Source organism: Klebsiella sp. 141198 (assembly GCF_050600785.1).
In the GTDB taxonomy this organism is placed as follows: domain Bacteria; phylum Pseudomonadota; class Gammaproteobacteria; order Enterobacterales; family Enterobacteriaceae; genus Klebsiella; species Klebsiella aerogenes.
Genome location: NZ_JAQIRM010000005.1, coordinates 167,421 through 192,240, shown reverse-complemented (window position 1 = coordinate 192,240; position 24,820 = coordinate 167,421). Strand labels below are relative to the sequence as shown.

21 protein-coding genes are annotated in these 24,820 nt (G+C 54.7%); 8 read left to right on the top strand and 13 right to left on the bottom strand.

Annotated elements, in window-relative coordinates:
* Positions 1-9 precede the first annotated feature (9 nt).
* From citE to citC, 3 genes are read right to left on the bottom strand one after another with little or no spacing between them, the layout of a single operon-like run.
* The gene (gene citE, locus PGR10_RS18675) at positions 10-879 is read right to left on the bottom strand and encodes a citrate (pro-3S)-lyase subunit beta (RefSeq protein WP_430923924.1); all 870 of its coding nucleotides are present in this window, start codon (positions 877-879) and stop codon (positions 10-12) included.
* Positions 876-1,169: a citrate lyase acyl carrier protein gene (gene citD / locus PGR10_RS18670; RefSeq protein WP_012542888.1), complete on the bottom strand. Its 294-nt coding sequence runs from the start codon at positions 1,167-1,169 to the stop codon at positions 876-878. The genes citE and citD overlap by 4 nt, the downstream gene beginning before the upstream one ends.
* 30 nt (positions 1,170-1,199) lie before the next feature.
* Positions 1,200-2,228, bottom strand: coding sequence for a [citrate (pro-3S)-lyase] ligase (gene citC, locus PGR10_RS18665; protein ID WP_430923923.1), 1,029 nt, complete (start codon positions 2,226-2,228; stop codon positions 1,200-1,202).
* A 256-nt stretch (positions 2,229-2,484) separates the two neighbouring features.
* Between citC and citS the strand changes: the two genes are divergently transcribed.
* The 6 genes from citS (at position 2,485) to citB (ending at position 9,825) form a co-directional block, all read left to right on the top strand.
* Complete coding sequence (gene citS, locus PGR10_RS18660) at positions 2,485-3,825, top strand: citrate/sodium symporter CitS (RefSeq protein WP_430923922.1); 1,341 nt, start codon at positions 2,485-2,487, stop codon at positions 3,823-3,825.
* A 157-nt stretch (positions 3,826-3,982) separates the two neighbouring features.
* Positions 3,983-4,231: an oxaloacetate decarboxylase subunit gamma gene (locus tag PGR10_RS18655; RefSeq protein ID WP_411326075.1), complete on the top strand. Its 249-nt coding sequence runs from the start codon at positions 3,983-3,985 to the stop codon at positions 4,229-4,231.
* A gap of 15 nt (positions 4,232-4,246) precedes the next feature.
* Positions 4,247-6,013 (top strand): sodium-extruding oxaloacetate decarboxylase subunit alpha, encoded by a 1,767-nt coding sequence (gene oadA / locus PGR10_RS18650; RefSeq protein WP_430923921.1) that lies wholly within the window; start codon positions 4,247-4,249, stop codon positions 6,011-6,013.
* Between the two features lie 15 nt (positions 6,014-6,028).
* Positions 6,029-7,330: an oxaloacetate decarboxylase subunit beta gene (locus tag PGR10_RS18645; protein WP_290346594.1), complete on the top strand. Its 1,302-nt coding sequence runs from the start codon at positions 6,029-6,031 to the stop codon at positions 7,328-7,330.
* A 169-nt stretch (positions 7,331-7,499) separates the two neighbouring features.
* Positions 7,500-9,128 (top strand): citrate sensor histidine kinase CitA, encoded by a 1,629-nt coding sequence (gene citA, locus PGR10_RS18640; RefSeq protein WP_430923967.1) that lies wholly within the window; start codon positions 7,500-7,502, stop codon positions 9,126-9,128.
* On the top strand, positions 9,121-9,825 hold the full coding sequence (gene citB / locus PGR10_RS18635; RefSeq protein ID WP_087858169.1) for a citrate response regulator transcription factor CitB: 705 nt from the start codon (positions 9,121-9,123) through the stop codon (positions 9,823-9,825). Before citA ends, citB begins: the two co-directional genes overlap by 8 nt.
* 5 nt (positions 9,826-9,830) lie before the next feature.
* Here the strand turns inward: citB and PGR10_RS18630 are convergent, their stop codons facing one another.
* On the bottom strand, positions 9,831-10,460 hold the full coding sequence (locus tag PGR10_RS18630; RefSeq protein WP_430923920.1) for an alanyl-tRNA editing protein: 630 nt from the start codon (positions 10,458-10,460) through the stop codon (positions 9,831-9,833).
* Between the two features lie 92 nt (positions 10,461-10,552).
* Here PGR10_RS18630 and PGR10_RS18625 point away from each other — a divergent pair, with 92 nt between their 5' ends.
* Entirely contained in the window at positions 10,553-11,485 is a 933-nt protein-coding gene (locus PGR10_RS18625; RefSeq protein WP_087858171.1) for a LysR family transcriptional regulator, read from the top strand.
* Between the two features lie 47 nt (positions 11,486-11,532).
* Here the strand turns inward: PGR10_RS18625 and PGR10_RS18620 are convergent, their stop codons facing one another.
* From PGR10_RS18620 to PGR10_RS18605, 4 genes are all read right to left on the bottom strand, one after another.
* Positions 11,533-13,818 (bottom strand): hydratase, encoded by a 2,286-nt coding sequence (locus PGR10_RS18620; protein WP_087858172.1) that lies wholly within the window; start codon positions 13,816-13,818, stop codon positions 11,533-11,535.
* Positions 13,819-13,875: 57 nt separating this feature from the next.
* On the bottom strand, positions 13,876-15,135 hold the full coding sequence (locus tag PGR10_RS18615) for an SLC13 family permease (protein WP_348854270.1): 1,260 nt from the start codon (positions 15,133-15,135) through the stop codon (positions 13,876-13,878).
* Positions 15,136-15,218: 83 nt separating this feature from the next.
* Positions 15,219-16,652 carry an anion permease gene (locus PGR10_RS18610; RefSeq protein WP_113374572.1) on the bottom strand — a complete coding sequence of 478 codons (1,434 nt, stop codon included), beginning with the start codon at positions 16,650-16,652 and terminating at the stop codon, positions 15,219-15,221.
* A 44-nt stretch (positions 16,653-16,696) separates the two neighbouring features.
* Positions 16,697-17,752 (bottom strand): 4-oxalomesaconate tautomerase, encoded by a 1,056-nt coding sequence (locus PGR10_RS18605; RefSeq protein ID WP_430923919.1) that lies wholly within the window; start codon positions 17,750-17,752, stop codon positions 16,697-16,699.
* 272 nt (positions 17,753-18,024) lie between these two features.
* Here PGR10_RS18605 and PGR10_RS18600 point away from each other — a divergent pair, with 272 nt between their 5' ends.
* Positions 18,025-18,963: a LysR family transcriptional regulator gene (locus tag PGR10_RS18600; RefSeq protein ID WP_087858176.1), complete on the top strand. Its 939-nt coding sequence runs from the start codon at positions 18,025-18,027 to the stop codon at positions 18,961-18,963.
* 3 nt (positions 18,964-18,966) lie between these two features.
* On the opposite strand, the gene rihC is transcribed toward PGR10_RS18600, so the two are convergent.
* The 5 genes from rihC to ileS form a co-directional block, all read right to left on the bottom strand.
* Positions 18,967-19,881: a ribonucleoside hydrolase RihC gene (gene rihC / locus PGR10_RS18595; protein ID WP_348854267.1), complete on the bottom strand. Its 915-nt coding sequence runs from the start codon at positions 19,879-19,881 to the stop codon at positions 18,967-18,969.
* 67 nt (positions 19,882-19,948) lie between these two features.
* Positions 19,949-20,899 (bottom strand): 4-hydroxy-3-methylbut-2-enyl diphosphate reductase, encoded by a 951-nt coding sequence (gene ispH, locus PGR10_RS18590; protein ID WP_015368325.1) that lies wholly within the window; start codon positions 20,897-20,899, stop codon positions 19,949-19,951.
* Between the two features lies 1 nt (position 20,900).
* Positions 20,901-21,350 (bottom strand): FKBP-type peptidyl-prolyl cis-trans isomerase, encoded by a 450-nt coding sequence (gene fkpB, locus PGR10_RS18585; RefSeq protein ID WP_047043962.1) that lies wholly within the window; start codon positions 21,348-21,350, stop codon positions 20,901-20,903.
* A gap of 124 nt (positions 21,351-21,474) precedes the next feature.
* Positions 21,475-21,972, bottom strand: coding sequence for a signal peptidase II (gene lspA, locus PGR10_RS18580; RefSeq protein WP_087858178.1), 498 nt, complete (start codon positions 21,970-21,972; stop codon positions 21,475-21,477).
* Positions 21,972-24,788, bottom strand: coding sequence for an isoleucine--tRNA ligase (ileS, locus tag PGR10_RS18575; protein WP_087858179.1), 2,817 nt, complete (start codon positions 24,786-24,788; stop codon positions 21,972-21,974). The genes lspA and ileS overlap by 1 nt, the downstream gene beginning before the upstream one ends.
* Positions 24,789-24,820: the final 32 nt, after the last annotated feature.

Sequence of the window (24,820 nt, the reverse complement as noted above, 5' to 3'; positions counted from 1 at the left end):
TTATTCCCCTTAATCACGAATACCGGAAGCCGAGAGCGCCACCACTTTGCGAGCGTGGTCGATAATCGGTCCATCGATCATCTTGCCGTTCAGCGATACCACGCCAAGACCGCGCGTTTCGGCTTCTTCCGCCGCGGCAATCACTTCCAGCGCGTGGTCGACCTCTTTGCGCGTCGGAGCATAGACCTGATGCAGGAGCTCTATTTGTCGTGGGTTAACCAACGAGTTGCCGTTAAAGCCGAGGTTTTTGGCCAGATTCGCTTCCGCCAGGAAGCCCTCTTCGTTATTGATATCCGACCACACCACGTCATAAGCGGCGATGCCGGCAACGCGCGCCGCATGCAGTACGGCGCAGCGGGCATAGAACAGTTCAGTACCGTCGCCGCGGGAGGTGCCCATATCCATAACGTAATCGAAGGCCGCCAGCGCAATCGCCGCCAGACGCGGGCTGGCGCGGGCGATCTCCACCGCGTTCACCACCCCCAGCGCCGACTCAATAGCCGCCATCAGTTTGGTGCTGCCCACTTCCCGGCCGCATTCGCGCTCAATCCGCTCAACATGCGCTTCCAGCTCATGGATATCTTCTTTACTGTCGGTTTTCGGCAGACGCACCATATCCACGCCCGCGCGGACTACCGCTTCCAGGTCAGCAAGACCGAATGGCGTATTCAGCGGGTTAATACGCACCACGGTTTCGATATTCTGATACAGCGGATGCTGCAGCGCCTGATGCACCAACAGGCGAGCGGTATCTTTTTCGCGTAGCGAAACGGCATCTTCAAGGTCGAACATCACCGCATCGGCGCCGTAAACGAATGAAGTGCTTAACATGGCGGCATTGGCGCCAGGGATGAACAGCATACTGCGACGTGGTTTCATAGCTGGCTCCATTGTAATTGGGACTGTTGCGCCGCCCGCAGCGCCGCGGCCTGTACGCGGGCACGTAGTACGCACTCCAGCGCGCCTTTATCATCGACCACCACGTTGGCCTGCTTCACGCCAAGCTGCGCCAGCGTTTCTCTGACCACCTGCTCAATCGCGGCGCCAAACTGTTGTTTCACAATGCTGTCGATTTCCAGCTGAATGCCCGGCTGCGCCGCCGGTCCAATCCTGACCATCACATCGCTGGATTCCAGCGTGCCGGCCAGGGCGTCAATCTTCATTTCCATAGGGGAAAATCCTTAGTTAGGGCATAAAAATCAGGCGGTTTGATGTTCGCTTTCCGCCAGTTGCATCAGAAAAGAGAGGGTTCCCGGCGGCACCAGCGCCGCGACCGCCTGCCAGTTGCGTTGCCGATAGAGTTCGCGCACTCGCGAGGCCGACACGGGTCCGCCATTTTTTTCGATTCGCGCCAGCTCAACCACTTCAATGGGCGGCGCGTCGCCTGGCGCTTCCAGCAGTGACTTCATGCGCTGGTTGTAATTACGGGTCAGGGGACACAGCGGCTCGGTGCCGACAAAACGATGGGTTATCTGCAGCGCCGGGGCCAGACGTTCGCGGAAGAGCTGCAGGTCAATCTGGCTGTGGCAGTCATCGACCACGCCCTGCTCTTTCAGGAAGTAACCGGGGAACGTCGCCCGCGAGATCAGATACGCCGAACCGGGGTGCAGCGTCACTTTGTCGATGCCGGTAATCCCCTGTTCGATCAGCGTGAAGCGATCGTGATAGGAAAAGCAGGACACATCCTCCTTGACCACAAACAGATGCAGCCAGTCGCACTGCCGTGCCGCCTGTTCCACCAGCCAGCGGTGACCAAGGGTGAAGGGATTGGCGTTCATCACAATAGCGCCGATTTTTTTTCCCGGTTGACGGTACATTGCCAGCTGACGGCAGTAACGAGTCAGACGTTCGCGGCTGTTTTCCATCAATACGGCGCGGTCGCCCGCCTGGGCTATCGGCCAGAAGCCGGCGCCGGAGAACAGCGCGGCATTGCTCGGCTTAGTAAATAAGAACAGTTCGCTGCGCCCCAGTTCATAGGCCAGCGTCAGGAGTTCGGTCAGTAATTTAAGGCTCAGCCCCTCCCCCTGTAGCGAGGGATCGACGGCGATGCATTTCAGTACATTACCGGCAATGGCGCCGCAGCCGACCAGCCGCTGCCGATACTCCGCCACGATTGCCATCTCGCAATCGGCTTCTAACGACAACTGATGCTGATGAAGAAACCGATCGATCGCCTCTCGCCGCGGTTGATCCTTTAATAGCTGAACGCGTTTTAATATCAGAGTCATTTTTTAGCGCTTCGTTATTCTAAAACGAACTGTATTTCGCCAGCGTTCGACTATTGATACTTGTATTTAAGTCACAGTTTTTCCCGTGGCTTAATTAGCTTTATGGTTTTTATGTTGTTAATTAATTCAGAATAATAAAAATAATTAAATTAATAAAAAACACGAGTATTCAGTGAAGGCAATCACACCTTAGCACTAAGTCTATTTATTACTATGCGCCGGTATTACTACTCCATCAATAAACAGGAAAACGTTTATGACCAACATGAGTCAGGCTCCGGCGACGGAGAAAAAGGGCGTTAGCGACCTGCTGGGATTTAAAATCTTCGGCATGCCGCTCCCCCTTTACGCGTTTGCGTTAATTACGCTATTACTTTCACATTTTTATAACGCTTTACCCACCGACATCGTTGGCGGCTTTGCTATCATGTTTATTATCGGCGCCATATTCGGCGAAATAGGTAAACGCCTACCGATATTCAACAAATATATAGGTGGCGCCCCGGTAATGATTTTCCTGGTCGCCGCTTATTTCGTTTATGCCGGTATTTTCACGCAAAAAGAAATCGATGCTATCAGCAACGTTATGGATGAAAGTAACTTCCTTAACTTATTCATCGCGGTACTCATTACCGGGGCGATTCTGTCGGTAAACCGCCGTCTGCTGCTGAAATCGCTGCTCGGCTATATTCCAACTATCCTGATGGGCATTGTCGGCGCGTCGATTTTCGGCATCGCTATCGGTCTGGTGTTCGGCATTCCGGTAGATCGCATCATGATGCTGTACGTCCTGCCGATCATGGGCGGCGGCAACGGCGCGGGCGCGGTTCCGCTGTCGGAGATTTATCACTCCGTCACCGGTCGTTCGCGTGATGAGTACTACTCAACCGCTATCGCTATTCTGACCATCGCTAACATTTTCGCCATCGTCTTCGCCGCAGTCCTCGATATCATCGGCAAAAAATACCCCTGGCTGAGCGGCGAAGGCGAACTGGTGCGTAAAGCCTCGTTCAAAGTCGAAGAAGACGAGAAGGCGGGACAAATCACGCATCGTGAAACCGCCGTCGGTCTGGTGCTTTCCACGACCTGTTTCCTGCTGGCATACGTCGTCGCGAAGAAAATCCTGCCAAGCATTGGCGGCGTTTCGATTCACTACTTCGCGTGGATGGTACTGATCGTTGCGGCGCTGAACGCCTCCGGCCTGTGCTCACCGGAAATCAAAGCCGGCGCCAAGCGTCTGTCTGATTTCTTCTCTAAACAGCTGCTGTGGGTACTGATGGTCGGCGTCGGCGTCTGCTACACCGACCTGCAGGAAATCATCAATGCCATTACTGTCTATAACGTCGTTATCGCCGCCGTCATCGTTATCGGCGCAGTGCTCGGCGCGGCGATCGGCGGCTGGATGATGGGCTTCTTCCCGATTGAATCGGCGATCACCGCAGGCCTGTGTATGGCTAACCGCGGCGGTTCCGGAGACCTGGAAGTTCTTTCCGCCTGTAACCGTATGAGCCTTATCTCTTATGCGCAAATCTCCTCTCGTTTGGGCGGCGGTATTGTGCTGGTCATCGCCAGCATCGTGTTCGGCATGATGATTTAACCCATACGCACGATGGCGCCGTTGAGCGGCCGAAGAAGTTGACCCAGTCAGGGACCAGCGCCGGGGGCGGCTGCGGGAAATCCACCCTGCTCCTTAGCCGGAAGCGTCGACAAGCTCGCCAACCAACGCGCCATCGTGCCCTTATACGAGATTTTGTATGACTGATGCTGCGCTGTTAGGCGAAGGCTTCACCCTGATGTTTCTTGGCATGGGCTTCGTGCTGCTGTTTCTGCTGCTGCTCATTTTCGCCATCCGGGGGATGTCCGTCGCCGTTACCCGTCTGTTTCCTGAGCCGCCTGCCGCGCCCAAAGCGGCGACGGCCGCCGTCGCGCCCGCTGACGACTTCGCCCGTTTAAAGCCGGCGATTGTCGCCGCCATTCACCACCATCGCCGCCTTAATCCTTAATTCACGGAGGAATTTATGACCGTTGCCATTACCGATGTCGTCCTGCGCGACGCCCACCAGTCCCTGTTCGCCACCCGTCTGCGTCTCGACGACATGTTGCCCGTTGCGGCCGCGCTCGACGACGTCGGCTACCGCTCGCTGGAATGCTGGGGCGGCGCCACCTTTGACGCCTGCATCCGCTTCCTCGGCGAGGACCCGTGGGTCCGCCTGCGCGAGCTGAAAAAAGCGATGCCGAAAACCCCGCTGCAGATGCTGCTGCGCGGCCAGAACCTGCTCGGCTACCGCCACTACGCCGACGACGTGGTGGAGCGCTTTGTGGAGCGCGCCGTCAAAAACGGCATGGACGTGTTCCGCGTCTTCGATGCCATGAACGACCCGCGCAACATGCAGGCCGCCCTGCAGGCGGTCCGCCGCCACGGCGCCCACGCCCAGGGCACCCTCAGCTACACCACCAGCCCGGCGCACACCCTGCAGACCTGGCTCGACCTCACCGAACAGCTGCTGGAGACCGGCGTTGACTCCATCGCCATCAAGGACATGTCCGGCATCCTCACCCCGCATGCCGCCTTTGAGCTGGTCAGCGAAATCAAAAAACGCTATGACGTCACCCTGCACCTGCACTGCCACGCCACCACCGGCATGGCGGAAATGGCGCTGCTGAAGGCCATTGAAGCCGGCGTCGACGGCGTTGATACCGCCATCTCCTCGATGAGCGCCACCTACGGCCACCCGGCAACCGAAGCGCTGGTGGCCACCCTCGCCGGCACGCCGTACGACACCGGCCTCGATATCCACAAGCTGGAGAGCATCGCCGCGTACTTCCGCGAGGTACGCAAAAAATACCACGCCTTCGAAGGCCAGCTGAAAGGCACCGACAGCCGCATCCTGGTCGCCCAGGTGCCGGGCGGGATGCTCACCAACCTCGAAGGCCAGCTGAAACAGCAGAGCGCCGCCCACCGGCTGGATGAGGTGCTGGCGGAAATTCCCCGCGTGCGCGAGGACCTCGGCTTCATCCCGCTGGTGACCCCGACCTCGCAGATTGTCGGCACCCAGGCGGTGCTCAACGTGCTGGGCGGCGAGCGCTACAAAACCATTGCGAAGGAGACCGCTGGTATCCTGAAAGGCGAATACGGCCACACCCCGGCGCCGGTTAACGCCGCCCTGCAGGCGCGGGTGCTCAACGGCGCCGACGCCGTCACCTGCCGCCCGGCGGATTTACTCAAGCCGGAGCTGGCGGAGCTTGAAGCCGACGTGAAACGCCAGGCGCAGGAGAAGGGCATCACGCTTGCCGATAACGCCATCGACGACGTGCTCACCGTGGCGCTGTTCCCGCAGGTCGGCCTGAAGTTCCTCGAAAACCGCTACAACCCGGCGGCCTTTGAGCCCGTGCCGCAGGTGGAAGAAGCAAAATCTGCCGCGCCGGCAAAAGCCGCCGCCTCCGGCATCTACACCGTCGAAGTGGAAGGCAAAGCCTTCGTGGTCAAGGTCAGCGACGGCGGCGACGTCAGCCAGCTCAGCGCCGCTGCGCCGGTAGCCGCTGCCGCCCCGGCCCCGGCCCCGGCAGGCGCCGGTACCCCGGTGACCGCGCCGCTGGCGGGCACTATCTGGAAGGTGCTGGCCAGCGAAGGCCAGGCGGTGGCGGAGGGCGAGGTGCTGCTGATTCTGGAAGCCATGAAGATGGAAACCGAAATCCGCGCCGCGCAGGCCGGTACCGTACGCGGTATCGCGGTGAAATCCGGCGATGCGGTGGCGGTCGGCGACACCCTGCTGCAGCTGGCGTAAGGACGAGGAGCGCAAATGGAAAGTCTGAACGCCCTGATTCAGGGCATGGGGCTGATGCACCTGGGAGCCGGCCAGGCGGTGATGCTGCTGGTCAGCCTGCTGCTGCTGTGGCTGGCGATTGCGAAAAAGTTCGAGCCGTTACTGCTGCTGCCGATTGGCTTCGGCGGCCTGCTCTCCAATATTCCGGAGGCCGGGCTGGCGCTGAGCGCGCTGGAAAACCTGCTGGCCCATCACGACCCGGTCCAGCTGGCGGTGATTGCCGCGAAGCTCAACTGCGCGCCGGACGTCCACGCCATCAAGGAGGCGCTGGCGCTGGCCCTGCCGTCGGTGCAGGGGCAGATGGAGACGCTGGCGGTGGACATGGGCTACTCCTCCGGGGTGCTGGCCATCTTCTATAAGGTGGCGATTGGCTCGGGTATCGCGCCGCTGGTGATCTTTATGGGCGTCGGGGCGATGACCGATTTCGGCCCGCTGCTGGCCAACCCGCGCACCCTGCTGCTGGGGGCGGCGGCGCAGTTCGGGATCTTCGCCACCGTGCTCGGGGCGCTGACGCTGAACTACTTCGGCTTCATCCACTTCACCCTGCCGCAGGCGGCGGCCATCGGCATCATCGGCGGCGCCGACGGCCCGACGGCCATCTACCTGTCGAGCAAGCTGGCGCCGGAGCTGCTGGGGGCCATCGCGGTGGCCGCCTACTCCTACATGGCGCTGGTGCCGCTGATCCAGCCGCCGATCATGAAGGCGCTGACCAGCGACAAAGAGCGGAAGATCCGCATGGTGCAGCTGCGTACGGTGAGCAAACGCGAGAAGATCCTCTTCCCGGCGGTGCTGTTGCTGCTGGTGGCGCTGCTGCTGCCGGACGCCGCGCCGCTGCTGGGGATGTTCTGCTTCGGCAACCTGATGCGCGAAAGCGGGGTGGTGGATCGTCTTAGCGACACGGTGCAGAACGCGCTGATCAACATCGTCACCATCTTCCTCGGGCTGTCGGTGGGGGCCAAACTGGTGGCGGACAAGTTCCTGCAGCCGCAGACGCTGGGGATCCTGCTGCTGGGGGTGATCGCCTTCTGCGTGGGCACCGCGGCCGGGGTGATCATGGCGAAGCTGATGAACGTGTTCAGTAAACACAAGATCAACCCGCTGATTGGCTCCGCCGGGGTGTCGGCGGTGCCGATGGCGGCGAGGGTGTCCAACAAGGTGGGTCTGGAAGCGGACGGGCAGAACTTCCTGCTGATGCACGCGATGGGCCCGAACGTGGCCGGGGTGATCGGCTCGGCGATCGCCGCCGGGGTGATGCTCAAGTACGTGCTGGCGATGTAAGCCGGCATCCTTCCCGGATAGCGGCTGGCGCCTTATCCGGGCTACCAAACCAACGCCCGACTCAATGTTTTTGATCGGGCGTTTTTCTGAAATTTTTGGTTCTGTGCGCCAACTGCAGGTACACCGACCGCCAAACGAGGAAACTAGCCATTTAATGTCTATCGGCCCTATGTACACCCGAAAAATAACCCACTGGTTTGCAAGGCGATCCTTTCAGAATCGTATCTTCCTGCTGATCTTATTTACCTCTACTGTCGTCATGCTGGGTATGTCCTGGTATCTGACAGACATAACCGAGGAACGTCTTCATTACCAGGTCGGGCAGCGGGCATTAATTCAGGCGATGCAGATTTCGGCGATGCCGGAGCTGGTGGAAGCGGTACAGAAACGCGATCTCGCCAGAATTAAAGAGCTTATCGACCCCATGCGTTCCTTCTCTGACGCTACCTATATCACCGTCGGCGACGCCAACGGGCAGCGCCTCTATCATGTGAATCCTGACGAAATCGGTAAATCGATGGAAGGCGGCGATAGCGATGAGGCGTTGTATAACGCCAAAAGCTATGTCTCGGTACGCAAAGGTTCGCTAGGTTCATCATTACGGGGTAAATCGCCGGTGCAGGACGCCACCGGCAAAGTCATCGGCATCGTCTCGGTCGGTTATACCATTGAACAGTTAGAAAACTGGCTCAGCCTGCAGGTAAGCTCGCTACTGATCCCGATGGCGATTATCCTGCTATTGCTGCTGTACTGCGCTCGGCGCTTCTCGCTGCATATCAAAAAGCAGATGCTCAATATGGAGCCCCAGCAGCTATCGCAGCTGCTCATCCAGCAGAGCGTGCTATTTGAATCGGTGTTTGAGGGGCTCATCGCCATCGACTCAAATTATAAGATAACCGCTATTAATCAGACCGCCCGTCGTCTGCTTAATCTGAGCCAGCCGGAGCCCGTACTGATCGGTAAAAAGATCAGTAGCGTCATTGCGCAAGAGACCTTCTTCTACGATGCCCCGCATGAAAACAAAAAAGACGCCATTGTCACCTTTAATCAGATCAAAGTGATCGCCAGCCGAATGGCGGTGATCTTAAATAATGCGCCTCAGGGGTGGGTGATTAGTTTTCGCAGCAAAGATGACATCAACACCCTCAGTCTGCAGCTGAGCCAGGTACAGCAGTACGCCGATAACCTGCGCGCCGTGCAGCATGAACATCGTAATCTGATCTCAACCATCGCCGGGCTGCTGTTTCTCAAACGCTACGATCACGCGCTGGATCTGATTCAGCAACAGTCCGAAAGCCACCAGAAGGTGCTCGATTTTATTGCGCGTAATTTCCAGGATAACCACCTTGCCGGGCTACTGATCGGTAAATATTATCGGGCCAAGGAGCTCGGTCTTGAACTGGTATTCGATCCCGCCTGTTTCGTCGATATCCTTCCCACCGCGCTTTCTCCCAGCGAATGGATCTCGATCGTGGGGAATCTTCTCGACAACGCCTACAATGCCTCGTTACGCCAGCCGCTGGGATCGAAGCAGATCGAGTGTTTAATAAATAGCGACGGCCATGAACTGATCGTCGAGATCGCCGATCAGGGATGCGGCATTGACGAGACGCTACGCGACCGCATCTTCGAGCGCGGCGTCACCAGTAGCGCCAGCGCCGAGCACGGTATTGGGCTCTGGCTGGTGCGCAGTTACGTAGAACAAGCAGGCGGCACTATCGTCGTCGAAAATAACATTCCCTTTGGCACCATCTTTACCCTTTATATCCCCCTGACCCGAGATGAACATCATGGATAGCATTACTACTCTAATCGTTGAAGACGAACCTATGCTGGCGGAAATCCTGGTCGATACCATCAAACAGTTCCCCCAGTTCAACGTTATCGGCATCGCGGATAAACTGGAAAGCGCGAAAAAACTGATGCGTCTCTACCAGCCGCAGCTGATCCTGCTGGATAACTTTCTCCCTGACGGCAAGGGGTTGGATCTGATTCGCCACGCTGTCAGCACGAATTACAAAGGACGAATCATTTTTATTACCGCCGATAATCATATGGAGACCATCAGCGAGGCCCTACGTCTGGGGGTATTCGATTACCTGATTAAGCCCGTGCACTATCAACGTTTACAGCATACGCTCGAGCGTTTCGCCCGCTACCGCAGTTCCTTGCGTTCGAGTGAACAGGCCAGCCAGACCCACGTCGACGCCCTGTTTAATATCCAGGCTCGCGAGCATACTGAGCCTGCTGACGCGCCGCTGCGCGGGATCGATGAAAGCACCTTTCACCGCGTGCTTCAGCTATTCTCAGACCCGGAAGTGGTGCATACCGCCGACTCTCTGGCCCGCATCCTCGGCAGCAGTAAAACAACCGCCCGCCGCTATCTGGAACAAGGCGTTAAAAACGATTTTCTGGAAGCAGAGATCAGTTATGGCAAAGTCGGTAGGCCGGAGCGCATTTATCGTGGCAAACATCCCTACCCTGAGCACGCCTGAAATGCTTATTCGAGGGTGTAGCTGACGATCATCTGCCCTTTTTTCATTTTCAACTGGCTGATGACGATATTCCCCAGCATCGCCAGACTGGCAACATGAGTACCGCCGCAGGGATAAGCCGGCAAATCGCCAAATCCCACGGCGCGCAAGCCATTAGCGAAGGTGATGCGGCGCGGTAAATCCTGCATCTGCCACGCTTTCACCTGCGCCAGCAGGGCGCTAGCTTCCGGTAACGCGGCGCCGGCGTCGGCAGCAAACGTAATCCTCCCCTCTCCCGGCCAGTGATGCGCCTTCACCGGCCGCCAGCCGAACTGCTCGCCGGCCAACCCCAGCAAATGACCGGCGGAGTGCAGACGGGCATGTAACTGTCGCACAGGCGCATCAATGCTCATCCCCACCTCGCCAAGCGGCAGCGGCTGGGCAACGATATGCAACACGCTATCGCCGCGCGTCGTGACCGCCATTACGGGCTGCTCATCGATCCAGCCGCGATCGGAGGGCTGGCCGCCGCCCTGCGGATGGAACAACGTGCGGTCCAGTTCAATCGCATAACGGCCATCGGCTTCAGCGCTGCAGCTGATAATCTGTGCGTGCCCTTCGGTGGCGTCGCTGGCGTAATAAACACGTTCAGTCATGATTGTTCTCCTCTCTGTCAGCACAGTATATTGATAATATTGGCCGCGATAATGGCCTCCACAACCAATGCACTTTTGCCTTGAGGGCACAAATGAATCTAAACCTTCTCCCCGACCTCGCCCTCTTCGTACAGATTGTCGAACAAGGCAGCTTTTCCGCCGTCGCCCGTCAGAGCGGGATTACGCCATCCGCCGTCAGTCGCAGCGTCTCGCGGCTGGAACAGGAGATGCGCTGCAAGCTGTTGCACCGAACCACCCGCAAGCTGCGGCTGAGCGATGCCGGGAAAGCGGTGTATGAACATGCGCTGGAAATGCTGGAAGCGGCGCGCCAGGCTATGGACTGCGCCGGAAGTACCCAGACGGTGGCGCAAGGTAAACTCACGCTGAGCGTACCGAAAGCCGTCGGGCGCTTTGTCATCCATCCGCTAATGATCGACTTTTTCAACCGTTATCCGCAGGTTGACGTCTGTTTACGCTTAGAAGATCGCGACCTCGACTTTATTGATGACGGCATCGATCTCGCGCTGCGTATTACCCATACCCCTTCCCCTGGACTGCATGGCAAACCGCTGATGCCGATTGTTCATGTCATCTGCGCCACCAAGGAGTACTTACAGCGCCACGGAATGCCGCGGACTCCGCAGGATCTGCGTACGCATAGCTGTATCAGCCTTGGCGAAACGCCCGCCGACGCGCGGTGGAAATTTCGTCGCGAAGGCAAAAACGAAACGGTGCAGACGCATGGACGCTACGCCGCTAACCACACTGCCGTGCGTCTTGATGCGGTTAAACAGCATCTGGGTATCGGAAGCCTGCCGCTGTTTACCGCCCGCGAAGCGCTGGCAAAGGGTGAAATCGTGCAGGTGCTGGCGGAGTGGGAGTTTATCAGCAGCTACTCCGGCAATCTGTGGCTGTTATGGGCAGGCCATAAGCATATGCCCGCCAGAATGCGGGCAATGATTGATTTTCTTAGCGAGACGGTGCCGGCGTTGAACGCAGGCAGCACATTGCCAACAACCAGGTAAAATGCTGACAGCATTCAAACTGCCAGCAAGAGATGAGTAAAAATTAATTAAAGGCTACCTGCTGGTTGATCTTTATTATAATTAATAAGACTCCCGGCCTTAATAATATCTTGCTCTGCGCTGGTTAATTTCTCCATATAGAGGCTAATCCGCTGAATAGGTTTTTTAGCGCTAAGGATAAATGCGGTAATATCGCTCAGATCGCCCGCTAACGCAGATTTTATTGCCGGGATATAGATAAAATCACCGACCTCAAAATCAGGCGCCTCTTTCATCTGCAGCGGCAGCATTCCCCAGTTAATTACATTAGAACGATAACGCTTGGTCGCGAACTCCTGGCAAATATTTGCCAGCCCGCCAAGCACGCGCTGGCAGCTGGCGGCCTGCTCTCGCGCCGAACCATCACCGGGTTTAACCGCATAGATCATGCTACCTATCTCAGTCTGTGCCGCGGTAATATTTTCCTGACCCGGCAGCAGCCGTATCTGGGAAAATATATTTTCCAGCTGTGGATTTAAACGGCAAAGATCTTCACCCTTAACGCGTTGTTGCTCCATAGCGGCAATTTTTTTAGCCCGCTCCACATACTGCGGATCGCGGCGAGAGAGCGTAAATTCGGCCAGGCCTAACGGGTTTGAACGAAACGATGATGTTTCACCTGATGGTATCAGTTCGTCGGTAGTGGTCACCGGATCCATTATTTTTGAAGTAACGGCTAACAGAATGTTATCCGTTAAAGCATTCATTTCCGGCCAGTCTTTTATATTCGGTCCATAGATTAGCGGCTGCTGTGTAGCGCCTTTAACGAACCCCTGGTATACCCGGTTTTTATAGGGGGAAACATCAAATTCATATTCCGGCGCTTCGTGCCAACAATCGAGCTCCGCCGCCGAGGTTAACAATCCCCCGTTAGCGGCCGTCGCGGCAATTGAACGCGCATCCATCAATGCCACCGCCGACATTTGCCCATTTCCTGGCTTGGAACCCTCACGGTTGGGAAAGTTACGCGTCGTATGGCGGATGCTCAAGCCGTTATGCATCGGGGTATCGCCGGCGCCAAAGCAAGGGCCGCAGAATGCGGTACGAATAATGGCGCCCGCGCTCATTAAATCATTGATCATTCCCTGTTTCGTTAACGCCATCAGCACCGGTTGCGAGGAAGGGTAAACTGAAAGCGAGAAAATATTGTCGCCACAGGAATGATGCCGCAGGGCATTAGCCGCCTGCGCCACGTTGACATAGTTCCCCCCGGCGCAACCCGCAATGATTCCCTGCTGAACGCGTAATTTGCCATTCTCTATTTTGTCCAACAGAGACAGCTTCGCGCGCCCCAGCGATATTTTCTCAGATTCAATTTCAACTTCACGTAAAATGTCCGGCAAATTCTGATTAAGCGTATCAATTTCATAGACATTGGCTGGGTGAAACGGTAGCGCGATCATCGGCTTGATGGTGCTTAAATCGATCTCAATGCAGCCATCGTAGTAAGCCATCTCTTGTGCTGACAGCGCACGATAATCTTTCTCTCTACCATGAAGCCGTAAAAAATGCCGCGTCTCTTCATCGGTCTGCCAGATAGAAGTCAGACAGGTGGTCTCAGTAGTCATGACGTCAATACTGTTTCTGTAGTCGGTCGACATACTGGCCACGCCGGGACCAACGAATTCCATCACTTTGTTCTTCACAAAACCGTTTTTGAATACCGCGCCAATTAATGCCAGCGCAATATCCTGAGGGCCAACGCCAGCGGCAGGTTTACCGGTTAGATAAACGGCGACAACTTCGGGGTAATCAATATCCCAGGTGCTTCCCAATAGTTGTTTAACTAGCTCACCGCCCCCTTCGCCGACGGCCATCGTCCCCAGCGCGCCATAACGCGTATGGCTATCCGAGCCCAGTATCATTTGGCCGCCGCCGGCCATCATCTCCCGCATGTACTGGTGAATAACCGAAATATGCGGCGGTACATAAATGCCGCCATATTTCTGTGCTGATGTAAGACCAAAAATATGATCGTCGCTGTTAATGGTTCCGCCCACTGCACAAAGTGAATTGTGGCAATTGGTTAAAACATACGGCAAGGGAAAGCGCGTCATTCCAGAGGCCTTGGCCGTCTGGATGATGCCCACGAAGGTGATATCATGGGAGGTCATGGAATCATATTTAATTTTTAATTTCCGTTCATCGCCAGAAGTATTATGCGATGACAATATTGACCAGGCGATGGTTCCCTTCCGCGCAATCTCTTTGGCAACAGGAGTGGCGCATTCCTGTTCTGGGATAATCCCATGCTGATGGGATAAATATATCCCACGATCGTGTAATTTAATCATGACGTGTGTCCTTAAGATAGATTAAATAATTAGGCGATGCTTTTATCCGTCTTGTTACTAATAAAAAGGAAAAAATATCGGTAGTAAAATAAAGCTCACCACCACAGATATAATAATCAGCGGTAATCCGACTCTGACATAATCCATAAACCGATATCCCCCGGCGGAAAAAATCATCATATTCGCCGGCGTCCCAACCGGAGTCGCATAAGCACATGAACAGCCAATGACTATAGCCATCAGCACCGCTCGCGGGTCAGCGCCCATTGAATGTGCAATAGACAAGCCAATGGGAATAAGTAAAGCCGCCGTTGCGGTATTCGACATAAAATTGGTTAATATGCAGGAAATTATTAAAACGGCACTTAATAATAAGAACGGTGAAGCCTGTTGACCAAGCAGATCGATAATTGAGCGGGCCATGATTGCACCCGCGCCGGTGGTTTCGAGCGCTTTTGCTAAAGCTAATGTGCCGCCAAAAAGAAAAATCGTCTGGGAGTCAATTGACTGGTAGGCCTGTTTTTCTGTGATCACTCGCGTAATAACCAAAAATAACGCGCCAATTGAACCGATAATCGCAATCGGCAAGCCAATAACATTCTCAAAAATCATCCCCAGTACGGTAAATACCAACACTAAAACAGCAATCACCTGCTTATATTTAGGACAATCATTTTTGCTACTTTTTTCAGCTTTGTCTTTGAGATTGACAGATTGCGCTGGCAGTAGTTTATAACCGATGGTCAAAAAGTAGATGATCCCGCAAAGCAGCATGGGGATGCCCAGTTTGGCATACTCGAAAAAACCGAAGCGTTGCCCAACTTGCTCCAGCGCCGACTGGGCGATCAGATTACCCGGTGAACCAATAAGCGATAAGTTTCCTCCCAGCGCCGAAGCGAACGCTAATGGCATTAGCAAACGAGATTGCGCATAGCCCGACTTAATAGCGGCGCCGATGACTACAGGAATCAGTACCGCAGCCGTTCCCGTATTCGACAAAAAACCGGAGAGGGCCCCGCACACCAACATAATAATAACGATTAGTTGCCGCTCCGAGCGGGCGTAACGGGTCACTATTCCGCCAATTTTGTCCGTGACGCCAGTTTCAAATAAGGCGCCGCCGACCACAAACATGGCGACAAACAAAATGACGTTCTGGTTAATAAACCCCGCGAAAGCCGTTTTTACATCAAAAACGCCTGTTACGACTAAAGTAATACAGACGATCATAGCCGTAGCGGCTAAAGGAATTTTTTCCCAAACAAACATCACAATTGAAAATAACAACAGTGACAATGTAATTGCTACTGGTGACATAAATATATAACACCTCTTCAGTGTGTGGGTTCAATAATTAGTCTAAGCAGGTGATGCAGCGTTTTATAAATTTCAAGTTATAGTTAAATAACTTTCCAGTACATTAATAATTCCCACCACCAGACTCCTACGGTGATATGTAGGATAAAAGTCAACAGTGCTAATATGCCGCCAACAATCCACCAGGATTTAATATCATTATAACCAACCCCAAATATAACCGGGCCAGCCGCGCCACCATAATGGGTGACCATGCCGCCATAGGAATTACTAAACAGAAGAGCTAACGCAGTTAACATAACCGGCGCGCCGGAAACATTCGCCAGCATGGCAAAGACCGGAACCATCGCCACAATATAGGCGCTACCCGAGGCAAAGAAATAACGAACCAGTATGCTCAGTGCGACGATGACAACGAAAGCCAGCGTGCTATGACTGCCAAATGAAATGTTATCCTTCAGTAACCCGGCCAACCACAAGAAAAAACCAACTTTAGAAAGCAAAGAACTTAAACCAATGATACCGCCGTACCAAATAAGGGTATTCCAGCCCCCTTTATTTTTTATAACATCATCCCAGCTGACGATTTTTAACACCAGCATCAACGCCATGACGCAAATCGCTACCGTTGATTCGTTGACGCCAAGCGATTTACTAAACACCCAACCTGCCAATGCCATGACAAACAGGCAGGAGAGCATCTTTTCGCGCAAGGTCATCGGTCCTAAAGACTCAAGACCTTCCTTTGCAATCGCTTTATTATCAACTTTTTTTAATTCAGGTGGATATAACTTATAGGTAATGAGCGGTGTCAGTAATAGCATAATAATGCCAGGTAATATTCCGGCTAATGCCCATCCGCCCCAGCTCAGTTTGATATGACAAATATCTTCAATCATTTTGAGCGCCAGTATATTCCCAGCCATGGCGGTAAAGAACATATAACTGGTCGTTTTGGTGACCATATAGACGTTAATCATCAAATAATGGCCAACACGTTTTGCCGTATGCTCCGGTTCCGAGCCTAACGCAACGGCCACGCTATTGATGATAGGTAACACGATACCGCCGGCGCGAGCCGTATTCGACGGTGTCGCCGGGGAAAGGATGAGATCAAGAAAGGCGGTAACATAGCCTAAGCCAAGCGTGGTACTCCCTATCTTGCCGATAAGAATATAAGCAATCCGTTTACCTAAACCAGTAATAACAAAGGCGGCACTTAAGGTAAACGCTGAGAAAACCAGCCAGGTCGTCCCCGACGCATAGCCACTTAATACGCTCGATGATTTTATTACGCCATCACCTAAATTACCAATAACGACCATTGATGTGGCAACCGCCACTAACAATATTACTGGTTCTGAAAAGGGTTTAATCACCAAACCGACGATTGCTGCCAGATAAATTCCTGATAGCACCCATGCCAGTTTAGTCAGCCCAGCCGGGGCCGGGAATAAACTAATAAGCAATGGGATGGCTACAAGCACTAATAGCTTGCATACTGTTTTTTTATCCATTTTGATCCCTTACCTGAATGAATAATATAAGAGCAGTAATAAAATTATTCAGGGAGATAAACCATGCCAGAAAGAATCTTACGCGCGGTACGAATAACCGATGCGCGAATATTTTCAGGATTTCCATTAGCGTTACTTAAGTTCACCTCAATGCTGCCGCTTGGGTGTTCAACGTTAATTAACCCTTCACCCGACATTCGCGTAAGCTCGTTAACCACGGTGTCGGCAATAACACACGAACTCGCCAGGCCGATAGCGCCCGTAATCGCTAGCGACTTATGGCAGCTGTGGGGCATGAAATAACGCACGCTCATTGTCCCGCCGTGTTGCGGTGGAGCAACCAGTACTGGTTTAGGGATAACCATGTTGGATACATCGCCAAACCCCATTGCCGCGCCGGCTTGTTGACGTATAGACTCAAGGCGCTGGAAAAATGCGCTGTCCTTATCTAATTCAGCGGCCGATTCATATCCGGTTTTACCCAAGCTATGCGCTGGAATAATGACCATTGGCATCGCCATATCGATACACGTGACGCGAATATCATCAAAAAAATCAACCCGGTTGCCGGTTGGAAAAAGCTGGCCAGATTTCGCCCCGGCGGCGTTTAAAAACGTCAGCGCAACAGGGGCTGCATGCCCGGGAACGCCGTCAATATGGGTATCCCCGTCATAAACGACCAGGCCGTCCGGCGTTTGAATGTCAGCATCGACAAAGGTGTTGGTATTGACGTTTCGGATACGCACCCGTGTTATCGGGGAATTCGCCGCGATAAGCCCTTTTTCGATAGCAAATCCACCTACCGCGCACAGCATATTGCCGCAATTCGGCGTGGTATCAACCCGTCGTTCATTGACAATGACCTGCACAAATAAATAGTCAATGTCAGCTTGTGGGCTGGCCGAGCGACTGACAATCGCCACTTTACTGGTTTGCGGGCTACCGCCGCCAATACCATCAATTTCCAGTTCATGACCAGAACCCATGATGGTTAATAATGCTTCATCGCGTTTTTGAATATCTTCAGGTAGATCCTCCGCTAAAAGGAAAGCCCCTTTTGATGTTCCTCCCCGCATGAGAACACACGGAATTTGTTTCATAATACCCTCCTTACAAATATAGAAGAAAAAGAACAAATAAACGGGGCGTGAATTTAATGCACTTAATGCATTTAAAGTTTTTTATTTACTTTATTATTCATTTGCTCGCACAGCCGTTTATCATCTGATTCTACTTGCAAGGCGGATAGTGATTGATAAAATATAAAAATAAGACTTATACCTACAAAGCATTAATAATAGCTATCGGCACAATAATAATTAACAAGGTCATTCTGCATATTAATATATTTATTTCAGATTACGGAGTAACAATGAACAATGAACTATCCGGAATGAAAGCCTTCGTCACTGTTGCCGAACTGGGGTCGTTTAGCAAAGCCGCTGAAGTACTTAACCTGACGCAACCCGCACTAACTCGAAAAATACAGAAAATAGAAAGTAACCTTAATACCCCCCTGTTCGAGCGAACCACCCGAAAAATCATGCTCACCCAGGCAGGACAAATACTCCTTCCCAAGGCAAAGTCACTGATTGCCAGCCTCGATGCCGCCATTTTTAATCTCAGCAACCTGACTTCTAATGTGCATGATACGGTAACGCTTTCTTGTATCCCGACGGCGGTATTTTATTTTTTACCTCGCGCCATCGTTCAATTTAATCAGCGCTACCCGCACATCAAAGTTCGAATTTATGAACAAGGTATAGAAAATTGCATGGCTTCGGTGAGAAAAGGCGAAGTCGATTTTGGAATAAATATGAACTTCATCACACATCCCGATATCGAATTTAGCCCGCTGGTCAACGAACCCTTCGTCCTGGCTTGCCGACAGGATCATCCGCTGGCCGGTAAAAAATTAGTGGAATGGCGCGAGCTCGTCTCGCAGAGATTAATTGGCGTCAGACGCTCAAGCGGTAATCGGCAACTTATTGAAAGTTGCCTGCAGGATAAACCATGGAAATTGGATTGGTTTTACGAAGTCAGACATTTATCCACTTCTCTGGGGCTGGTCGAGGCGGGGCTTGGCATATCGGCTCTGCCCTGCCTGGCCATGCCGCATCACGCCAACAGCGCAGTCGTCAGCGTGCCGCTGGTTGAACCGGTCATCAGACGCACGCTTGGCATGATTCGCGTTAAAAACCGCCCGCTTTCCGCTGCGGCTGAACGCTTCGCTTCATTATTGCTACTCATGTGGACGGATGAAGCGAGCGAGTTATGGTGCAATGTGGTCGATTCACACCAGCAGCTATAACGGTCACGGCGCGAGAGCGAAAACTTCCGCCGCCCAACGTTGAAAACCCGCGACATCTAAATCCAGCGCTACCTGCGCGTTGGCCGACTGTCCCAGACGTCCTTCAATATCCACCACGGTGGTGCCAGCCGTCCAGCTCCCCTGCGTCTCCACCGCCACAAAGCAGGGTTTGAGCGTAAATAGATCCGGGCGAACCAACCACGCGATAGCGCAGAGATCGTGCATTCTCAGGCCGCTACTCATGCTGCCGCTACGATAGTGGCTAAATAGCGCATGAAGCATTTTACCGGTTTGATTGAGCGTCGGTAGGGTTGCCAGATAGTCCGCGCTCAGCATCGCCTTATTGGTGACATCCAGCCCGCACATCACAATGTCCAACCCACTCTGGAAGACTTTCGCGGCGGCTTCCGGATCGATGGCGATATTGAACTCGGCGTTGGGGGTGAAGTTACCGCGCCCGGCCGAGCCGCCCATCAGCACCAGTCGACGAATATTAAACAGGCACTCAGGATACTGCGTAATCAGTAGGGCAATATTGGTTAGCGGGCCAATGGCCACCAGGGTCACGGGTTCCGCTGCGTGCATCAGCGCATCGCGAATCGCCTGAAAAGCCGGTTTAGCCAGCGGCTGGCGGTTATGTTCGACGAAATCATAGCCCTCCATGCCGGATTCGCCATGCACCGAGGCGGCATCGCGCAGCGGACGCACCAGCGGCATCGATGCCCCTTGCGCCAGCGGGACATCTGCATTCCAGAAATGCAGTAACTGCAGCGCGTTGCGGGTCGTCTTCTCTACCGAGACATTGCCCGCGACCGTCGTCATTAGTTGCAGATCCAGCTGCGGCGAGAAGAGCGCGGCAGCAATCGCCGCCGCGTCGTCAATACCCGGATCGGTGTCGAGAATAATCGGTAAGCGCATGGTTTTCTCCCAAAAAAAATGCCAGACGTTAAGTCTGGCATCTTCTCATACTGCTGGGGGAAAGAACTTACTCTACTTCACGGACATCCACACGCAGCTCTTTCGGCACTTCGAAAACGATATTCTCTTCACGGCCTTCCAACGGCACCGCTTCGCCGCCGCCCAGCTCCTGCAGGCGGGCAATTACGTTCTGCACCAGGATATCCGGGGCCGACGCGCCCGCCGTTACGCCAACGCAGGCCGCAGACTTAACCCATTGTTCCTGGATATCAGTGGCATCGTCGATGAGATAGGCCGCTTTCCCCATCCGCTGCGCCAGTTCAGCCAGGCGATTGGAGTTAGAGGAGTTTTTCGAACCGACCACCAGCACCACGTCAGCCTGCTCCGCCAGCGCGCGTACGGCTTCCTGACGGTTGGTGGTGGCGTAGCAGATATCGTCTTTACGCGGGCCGACGATTTTCGGGAAGCGCTCGCGCAGCGCGTCGATAACGTCAGACGTATCATCGACCGAGAGCGTGGTCTGGGTCATGAACGACAGTCGGGCATCGTTTTTCACTTCCAGCGTCAGCACGTCTTCCGGCGACTCCACCAGGTACATACCCCCTTCCGGGTTATTGTACTGGCCCATGGTGCCTTCAACTTCCGGGTGCCCGGCGTGGCCAATCAGAATCGACTCTTCGCCGCGGCGGCTGGCGCGGGCGACTTCCATATGGACTTTGGTCACCAGCGGACAGGTGGCGTCGAAAACCGTCAGGTCACGACTCTTCGCTTCGTTGCGTACAGCCTGCGAAACGCCGTGGGCGGAGAAAATCAGGATCGCGCCGTCCGGCACTTCGCTAATCTGTTCGATAAAAATCGCCCCACGCTGGCGCAGGCTATCGACGACGTAGCGGTTATGGACGACTTCGTGACGAACGTAGATTGGCGCGCCGTACAACGTCAGCGCGTTTTCTACAATGCTGATAGCGCGGTCAACGCCGGCGCAAAAACCGCGCGGGTTAGCCAACAGGATCTGCATCTTACCCCTCCAGCGCCGGATCGACTTCCAGCACTTCAATATCAAAATGAACGGTGCGCCCGGCCAGCGGATGGTTGAAGTCGACGGTGATGGAATCGCCGTTCACTTCGCGGATCACGCCGGGCATTTCGCTGCCATCCATTGCGGTAAAGAGCATAATTGCGCCAATTTCCGGCTCGCCGGCGTCGATAAACTCGCGGCGAGAGAAATACTGGATCAGGTCCGGCGTCGGTACCCCGAACGCGGCATCAGGTTCCAGCGAGAACGTGGTTTTATCGCCGGCTTTCAGCCCTAGCAGATGCTGCTCCAGCCCTTCGGAAAGCGAGGCATCGCCAAGACGAAACAGCGCCGGTTTACCGTTACCGCGCGTGGATTCGGCGGTGGAGCCGTCATCCAGTTTCAGCGTGAAGTGCACCAGCACCGCGCTGTTGCTCTGTACAGAGTTAGACATGCAGGTTTGCTCTTTTACATTACCGCCGCTTGTTTGCCCGGTGGCGCTGCGCTTACCGGGCAAACAAAGGCCGATGTATACTGTAGGCCGGATAAGACGCTTTAGCGTCTTATCCGGCAATTTTTTATGATGCTTTTTTATCGCTGGATGGCAAGAAGCCTTCCAGCACGATCAGCGCCGCGCCGATGCAGATAGCGCTATCGGCAAGGTTGAAGGTGGCGAAATGCCAGTCGCCGACGTAGAAGTCGATCATATCGACGACAAAGCCGTGCCACAGACGATCGAACAGGTTACCCAGCGCGCCGCCAATAATCAGCGCGTAGGCAATATTGTTCAGCTTTTGCGTCGCCTTCGAACGGTACATCAGCACCGCCAGCACCACGCAGATGCCGACGGCAATCCCGGCGAAGAACCAGCGCTGCCAGCCGCCGCTGTCGGCGAGGAAGCTAAAGGCCGCGCCGTAGTTGCGCGCATAATGCAGATTAAGCGACGGGAACAGCGAAACCGTCTCCCCCAGAGCGAAGTTCTGGAGGATCAGGAATTTGCTGCCCAGATCGATAATCAGCACGGCTACGACGACCCACAGCCAGCGTAGCCCCGTTGAACAGATCGATTTACTCATCAGGCGAATTTACGTTGCTCGCCGTCACCGGCGACGTTACTGACACAGCGACCGCAGATTTCTGCGTGTTCCGCCACCTTGCCGACATCGCTGGTGTAATGCCAGCAGCGTGGGCACTTCTCGCCCTCGGCTTTGCTCAGGACCACTTTCAGCCCTTTCAGCAGATCGCTCTGCCAGGCATCAGCCGGCGCCTGTGCATAATCGGCAACGTTAGCGCCGGAGGTCAACAGGACAAATCGTAATTCTTCGCCCAGCGCGTTGAGCTTGGCCGCCAGGTCAGCATCGGCATACAGCGTAACCGCCGCTTCCAGAGAACCGCCGACTTTCTTATCCGCACGCGCCTGCTCAATCACCTTGTTGACTTCGCCGCGCACTTTCAGCAGTTCATCCCAGAAACCGTCGTTCATCGCTTCGTCGTCGGCCAGGCCGAACAGGCCTTCATACCACTCGCCGGTGAAGACGTATTTTTCACGCTCGCCCGGCAGATAGCCCCAGATTTCGTCCGCGGTGAAGGACATGATCGGCGCCATCCAGCGCACCAGCGCTTCCACGATGTGGAACAACGCGGTCTGGCAGCTGCGACGCGCCACGCTGTCCGCTTTCGCGGTGTACTGGCGGTCTTTGATGATGTCGAGATAGAACGAGCCCATTTCGATGGAGCAGAAGCGCATCAGGCGCTGCACCACTTCGTGGAAGTCGTAGGATTCGTAGGCTTTGAGAATATCTTCCTGAGCCGCCTGCGCGCAGCCGACCGCCCAGCGGTCCAGAACGACCATCTCTTCCGGTTTAACCATATCTTTTGCCGGATCGAAACCGTTAAGGTTCGCCAGCAGGAAGCGCGCGGTATTACGGATACGACGATAGCTGTCCGCGGCGCGTTTGAGGATCTCATCGGAGACCGCCATTTCGCCGGTATAGTCGGTGGAAGCCACCCACAGGCGCAGAATATCGGCGCCCAGTTTGTTCATCACGTCCTGCGGGCTAACGGTGTTACCGATAGACTTGGACATTTTGCGGCCCTGGCCGTCGACGGTGAAGCCGTGGGTCAGTACCTGACGATATGGCGCTTTGCCTTTCATCGCCGTGGAGATCATCAGTGAAGACATGAACCAGCCGCGATGCTGATCGGAGCCTTCCAGATACATGTCCGCGGCGTGACCGGCGAATTCCGGACGCACATCAACCACAGAAGAGTGGGTAGACCCGGAGTCAAACCACACGTCGAGGGTATCCGGCACTTTTTCGTAGCTGTCAGCGTCATCGCCAAGGATGTCGCGGGAATCGAGATCCCACCACGCCTGGATGCCGTCGACTTCAACGCGTTTCGCCACTTCTTCCATCAGTTCGAGGGTACGCGGGTGCAGCTCGTGGGTTTCTTTATGCACGAACAGCGACATCGGCACGCCCCAGGTACGCTGACGGGAGATACACCAGTCAGGACGGTTGGCCACCATCGATTCGATACGCGCCTGGCCCCAGTCCGGGATCCACTGTACACCTTTGATCTCTTTCAGAGACTGGGCACGCAGGCCTTTCTGATCCATGCTGACGAACCACTGCGGGGTAGCGCGGAAGATGATCGGCGATTTGTGGCGCCAGCAGCACGGATAGCTGTGCTGCATTTTTTCCACGTGCAGCAGCGCGCCGCTATCGCGCAGCATCTCAACGATGATGTCGTTGGCTTTGAAGACGTTAATACCGTCCAGAGACGGATAAGTACCTGGCAGGTAAGAGCCGTCCGGGCCAACCGGATTGGCGATTTCCAGACCGTATTTCTGGCTGATCGTGTAGTCGTCCGGACCGTGGCCGCCGGCGGTATGCACCGCACCGGTACCCGCGTCCAGCGTCACGTGGTCGCCAAGGATAGCCGGCACGTCAAAATCGAGGAACGGATGCTTAAAGCGCATCAGTTCAAGCTCGGAACCCTGCACCGCCGCCAGGATGGTGTAATCCGCCACGCCAATGCGCTGCATCACGCTTTCCACCAGGTCTTTCGCCAGGATCAGCGCCTGGCCGTCAACCTGCACCAGCGCATAGTCGAACTCAGGCGACAGAGAGATGGCGCGGTTAGCCGGCAGGGTCCACGGCGTCGTGGTCCAGATAACCAGCGAAACCGGGCCAGTGACGTCGGCTACGCCGAATTTGGCCAAAACCGCGGCTTTATCTACCGCGTGGAACGCCACATCGATAGACGGAGACGTTTTGTCATAATACTCAACTTCCGCTTCCGCCAGCGCGGAACGGCAGTCCACGCACCAGTGCACCGGCTTAGCGCCTTTATGCAGGTGACCGTTGCCGATGATTTTACCCAGCGCGCGGATGATATTGGCTTCAGTTTTGAAGTCCATGGTCAGGTACGGACGCGACCAGTCGCCCAGTACGCCCAGGCGGATAAAGTCTTTACGCTGGCCGTCGATCTGCTCGGCGGCATATTCACGGCACTTGGCGCGGAATTCTGCAGCGGTGAATTTCTCACCCGGCTTACCGTATTGTTGCTCGACTTTCAGTTCGATCGGCAAACCGTGGCAGTCCCAACCCGGAACGTACGGCGAGTCAAAGCCCGTCAGTCCTTTGGACTTAACGATAATGTCTTTCAGAATCTTGTTAACCGAGTGACCAATATGAATGCTGCCATTCGCATAAGGAGGGCCATCATGCAGAATGAAGGTTTTTTTGCCTTTTTTCGCCGCACGGATGATGCCGTACAGGTCATCATCGGTCCAACGCGCCAGCATTCCCGGTTCGCGTTTGGCGAGATCGCCACGCATCGGGAACCCTGTTTCCGGCAAATTCAGGGTGGATTTATAGTCACTCATCAGATTCTCGGTTCCGTTATTTCGGTTTGATA

Coding starts and splice junctions, on each gene's coding strand:
- PGR10_RS18605 (WP_430923919.1), bottom strand. CDS start 17,752: ATGAAACAAATTCCGTGTGTTCTCATGCGGGGAGGAACATCAAAAGGG.
- PGR10_RS18610 (WP_113374572.1), bottom strand. CDS start 16,652: ATGGATAAAAAAACAGTATGCAAGCTATTAGTGCTTGTAGCCATCCCA.
- PGR10_RS18620 (WP_087858172.1), bottom strand. CDS start 13,818: ATGATTAAATTACACGATCGTGGGATATATTTATCCCATCAGCATGGG.
- oadA (WP_430923921.1), top strand. CDS start 4,247: ATGACCGTTGCCATTACCGATGTCGTCCTGCGCGACGCCCACCAGTCC.
- citE (WP_430923924.1), bottom strand. CDS start 879: ATGAAACCACGTCGCAGTATGCTGTTCATCCCTGGCGCCAATGCCGCC.
- citD (WP_012542888.1), bottom strand. CDS start 1,169: ATGGAAATGAAGATTGACGCCCTGGCCGGCACGCTGGAATCCAGCGAT.
- PGR10_RS18645 (WP_290346594.1), top strand. CDS start 6,029: ATGGAAAGTCTGAACGCCCTGATTCAGGGCATGGGGCTGATGCACCTG.
- citS (WP_430923922.1), top strand. CDS start 2,485: ATGACCAACATGAGTCAGGCTCCGGCGACGGAGAAAAAGGGCGTTAGC.
- ileS (WP_087858179.1), bottom strand. CDS start 24,788: ATGAGTGACTATAAATCCACCCTGAATTTGCCGGAAACAGGGTTCCCG.
- lspA (WP_087858178.1), bottom strand. CDS start 21,972: ATGAGTAAATCGATCTGTTCAACGGGGCTACGCTGGCTGTGGGTCGTC.
- PGR10_RS18625 (WP_087858171.1), top strand. CDS start 10,553: ATGAATCTAAACCTTCTCCCCGACCTCGCCCTCTTCGTACAGATTGTC.
- ispH (WP_015368325.1), bottom strand. CDS start 20,899: ATGCAGATCCTGTTGGCTAACCCGCGCGGTTTTTGCGCCGGCGTTGAC.
- PGR10_RS18655 (WP_411326075.1), top strand. CDS start 3,983: ATGACTGATGCTGCGCTGTTAGGCGAAGGCTTCACCCTGATGTTTCTT.
- citB (WP_087858169.1), top strand. CDS start 9,121: ATGGATAGCATTACTACTCTAATCGTTGAAGACGAACCTATGCTGGCG.
- citA (WP_430923967.1), top strand. CDS start 7,500: ATGTACACCCGAAAAATAACCCACTGGTTTGCAAGGCGATCCTTTCAG.
- PGR10_RS18600 (WP_087858176.1), top strand. CDS start 18,025: ATGAACAATGAACTATCCGGAATGAAAGCCTTCGTCACTGTTGCCGAA.
- fkpB (WP_047043962.1), bottom strand. CDS start 21,350: ATGTCTAACTCTGTACAGAGCAACAGCGCGGTGCTGGTGCACTTCACG.
- citC (WP_430923923.1), bottom strand. CDS start 2,228: ATGACTCTGATATTAAAACGCGTTCAGCTATTAAAGGATCAACCGCGG.
- rihC (WP_348854267.1), bottom strand. CDS start 19,881: ATGCGCTTACCGATTATTCTCGACACCGATCCGGGTATTGACGACGCG.
- PGR10_RS18630 (WP_430923920.1), bottom strand. CDS start 10,460: ATGACTGAACGTGTTTATTACGCCAGCGACGCCACCGAAGGGCACGCA.
- PGR10_RS18615 (WP_348854270.1), bottom strand. CDS start 15,135: ATGTCACCAGTAGCAATTACATTGTCACTGTTGTTATTTTCAATTGTG.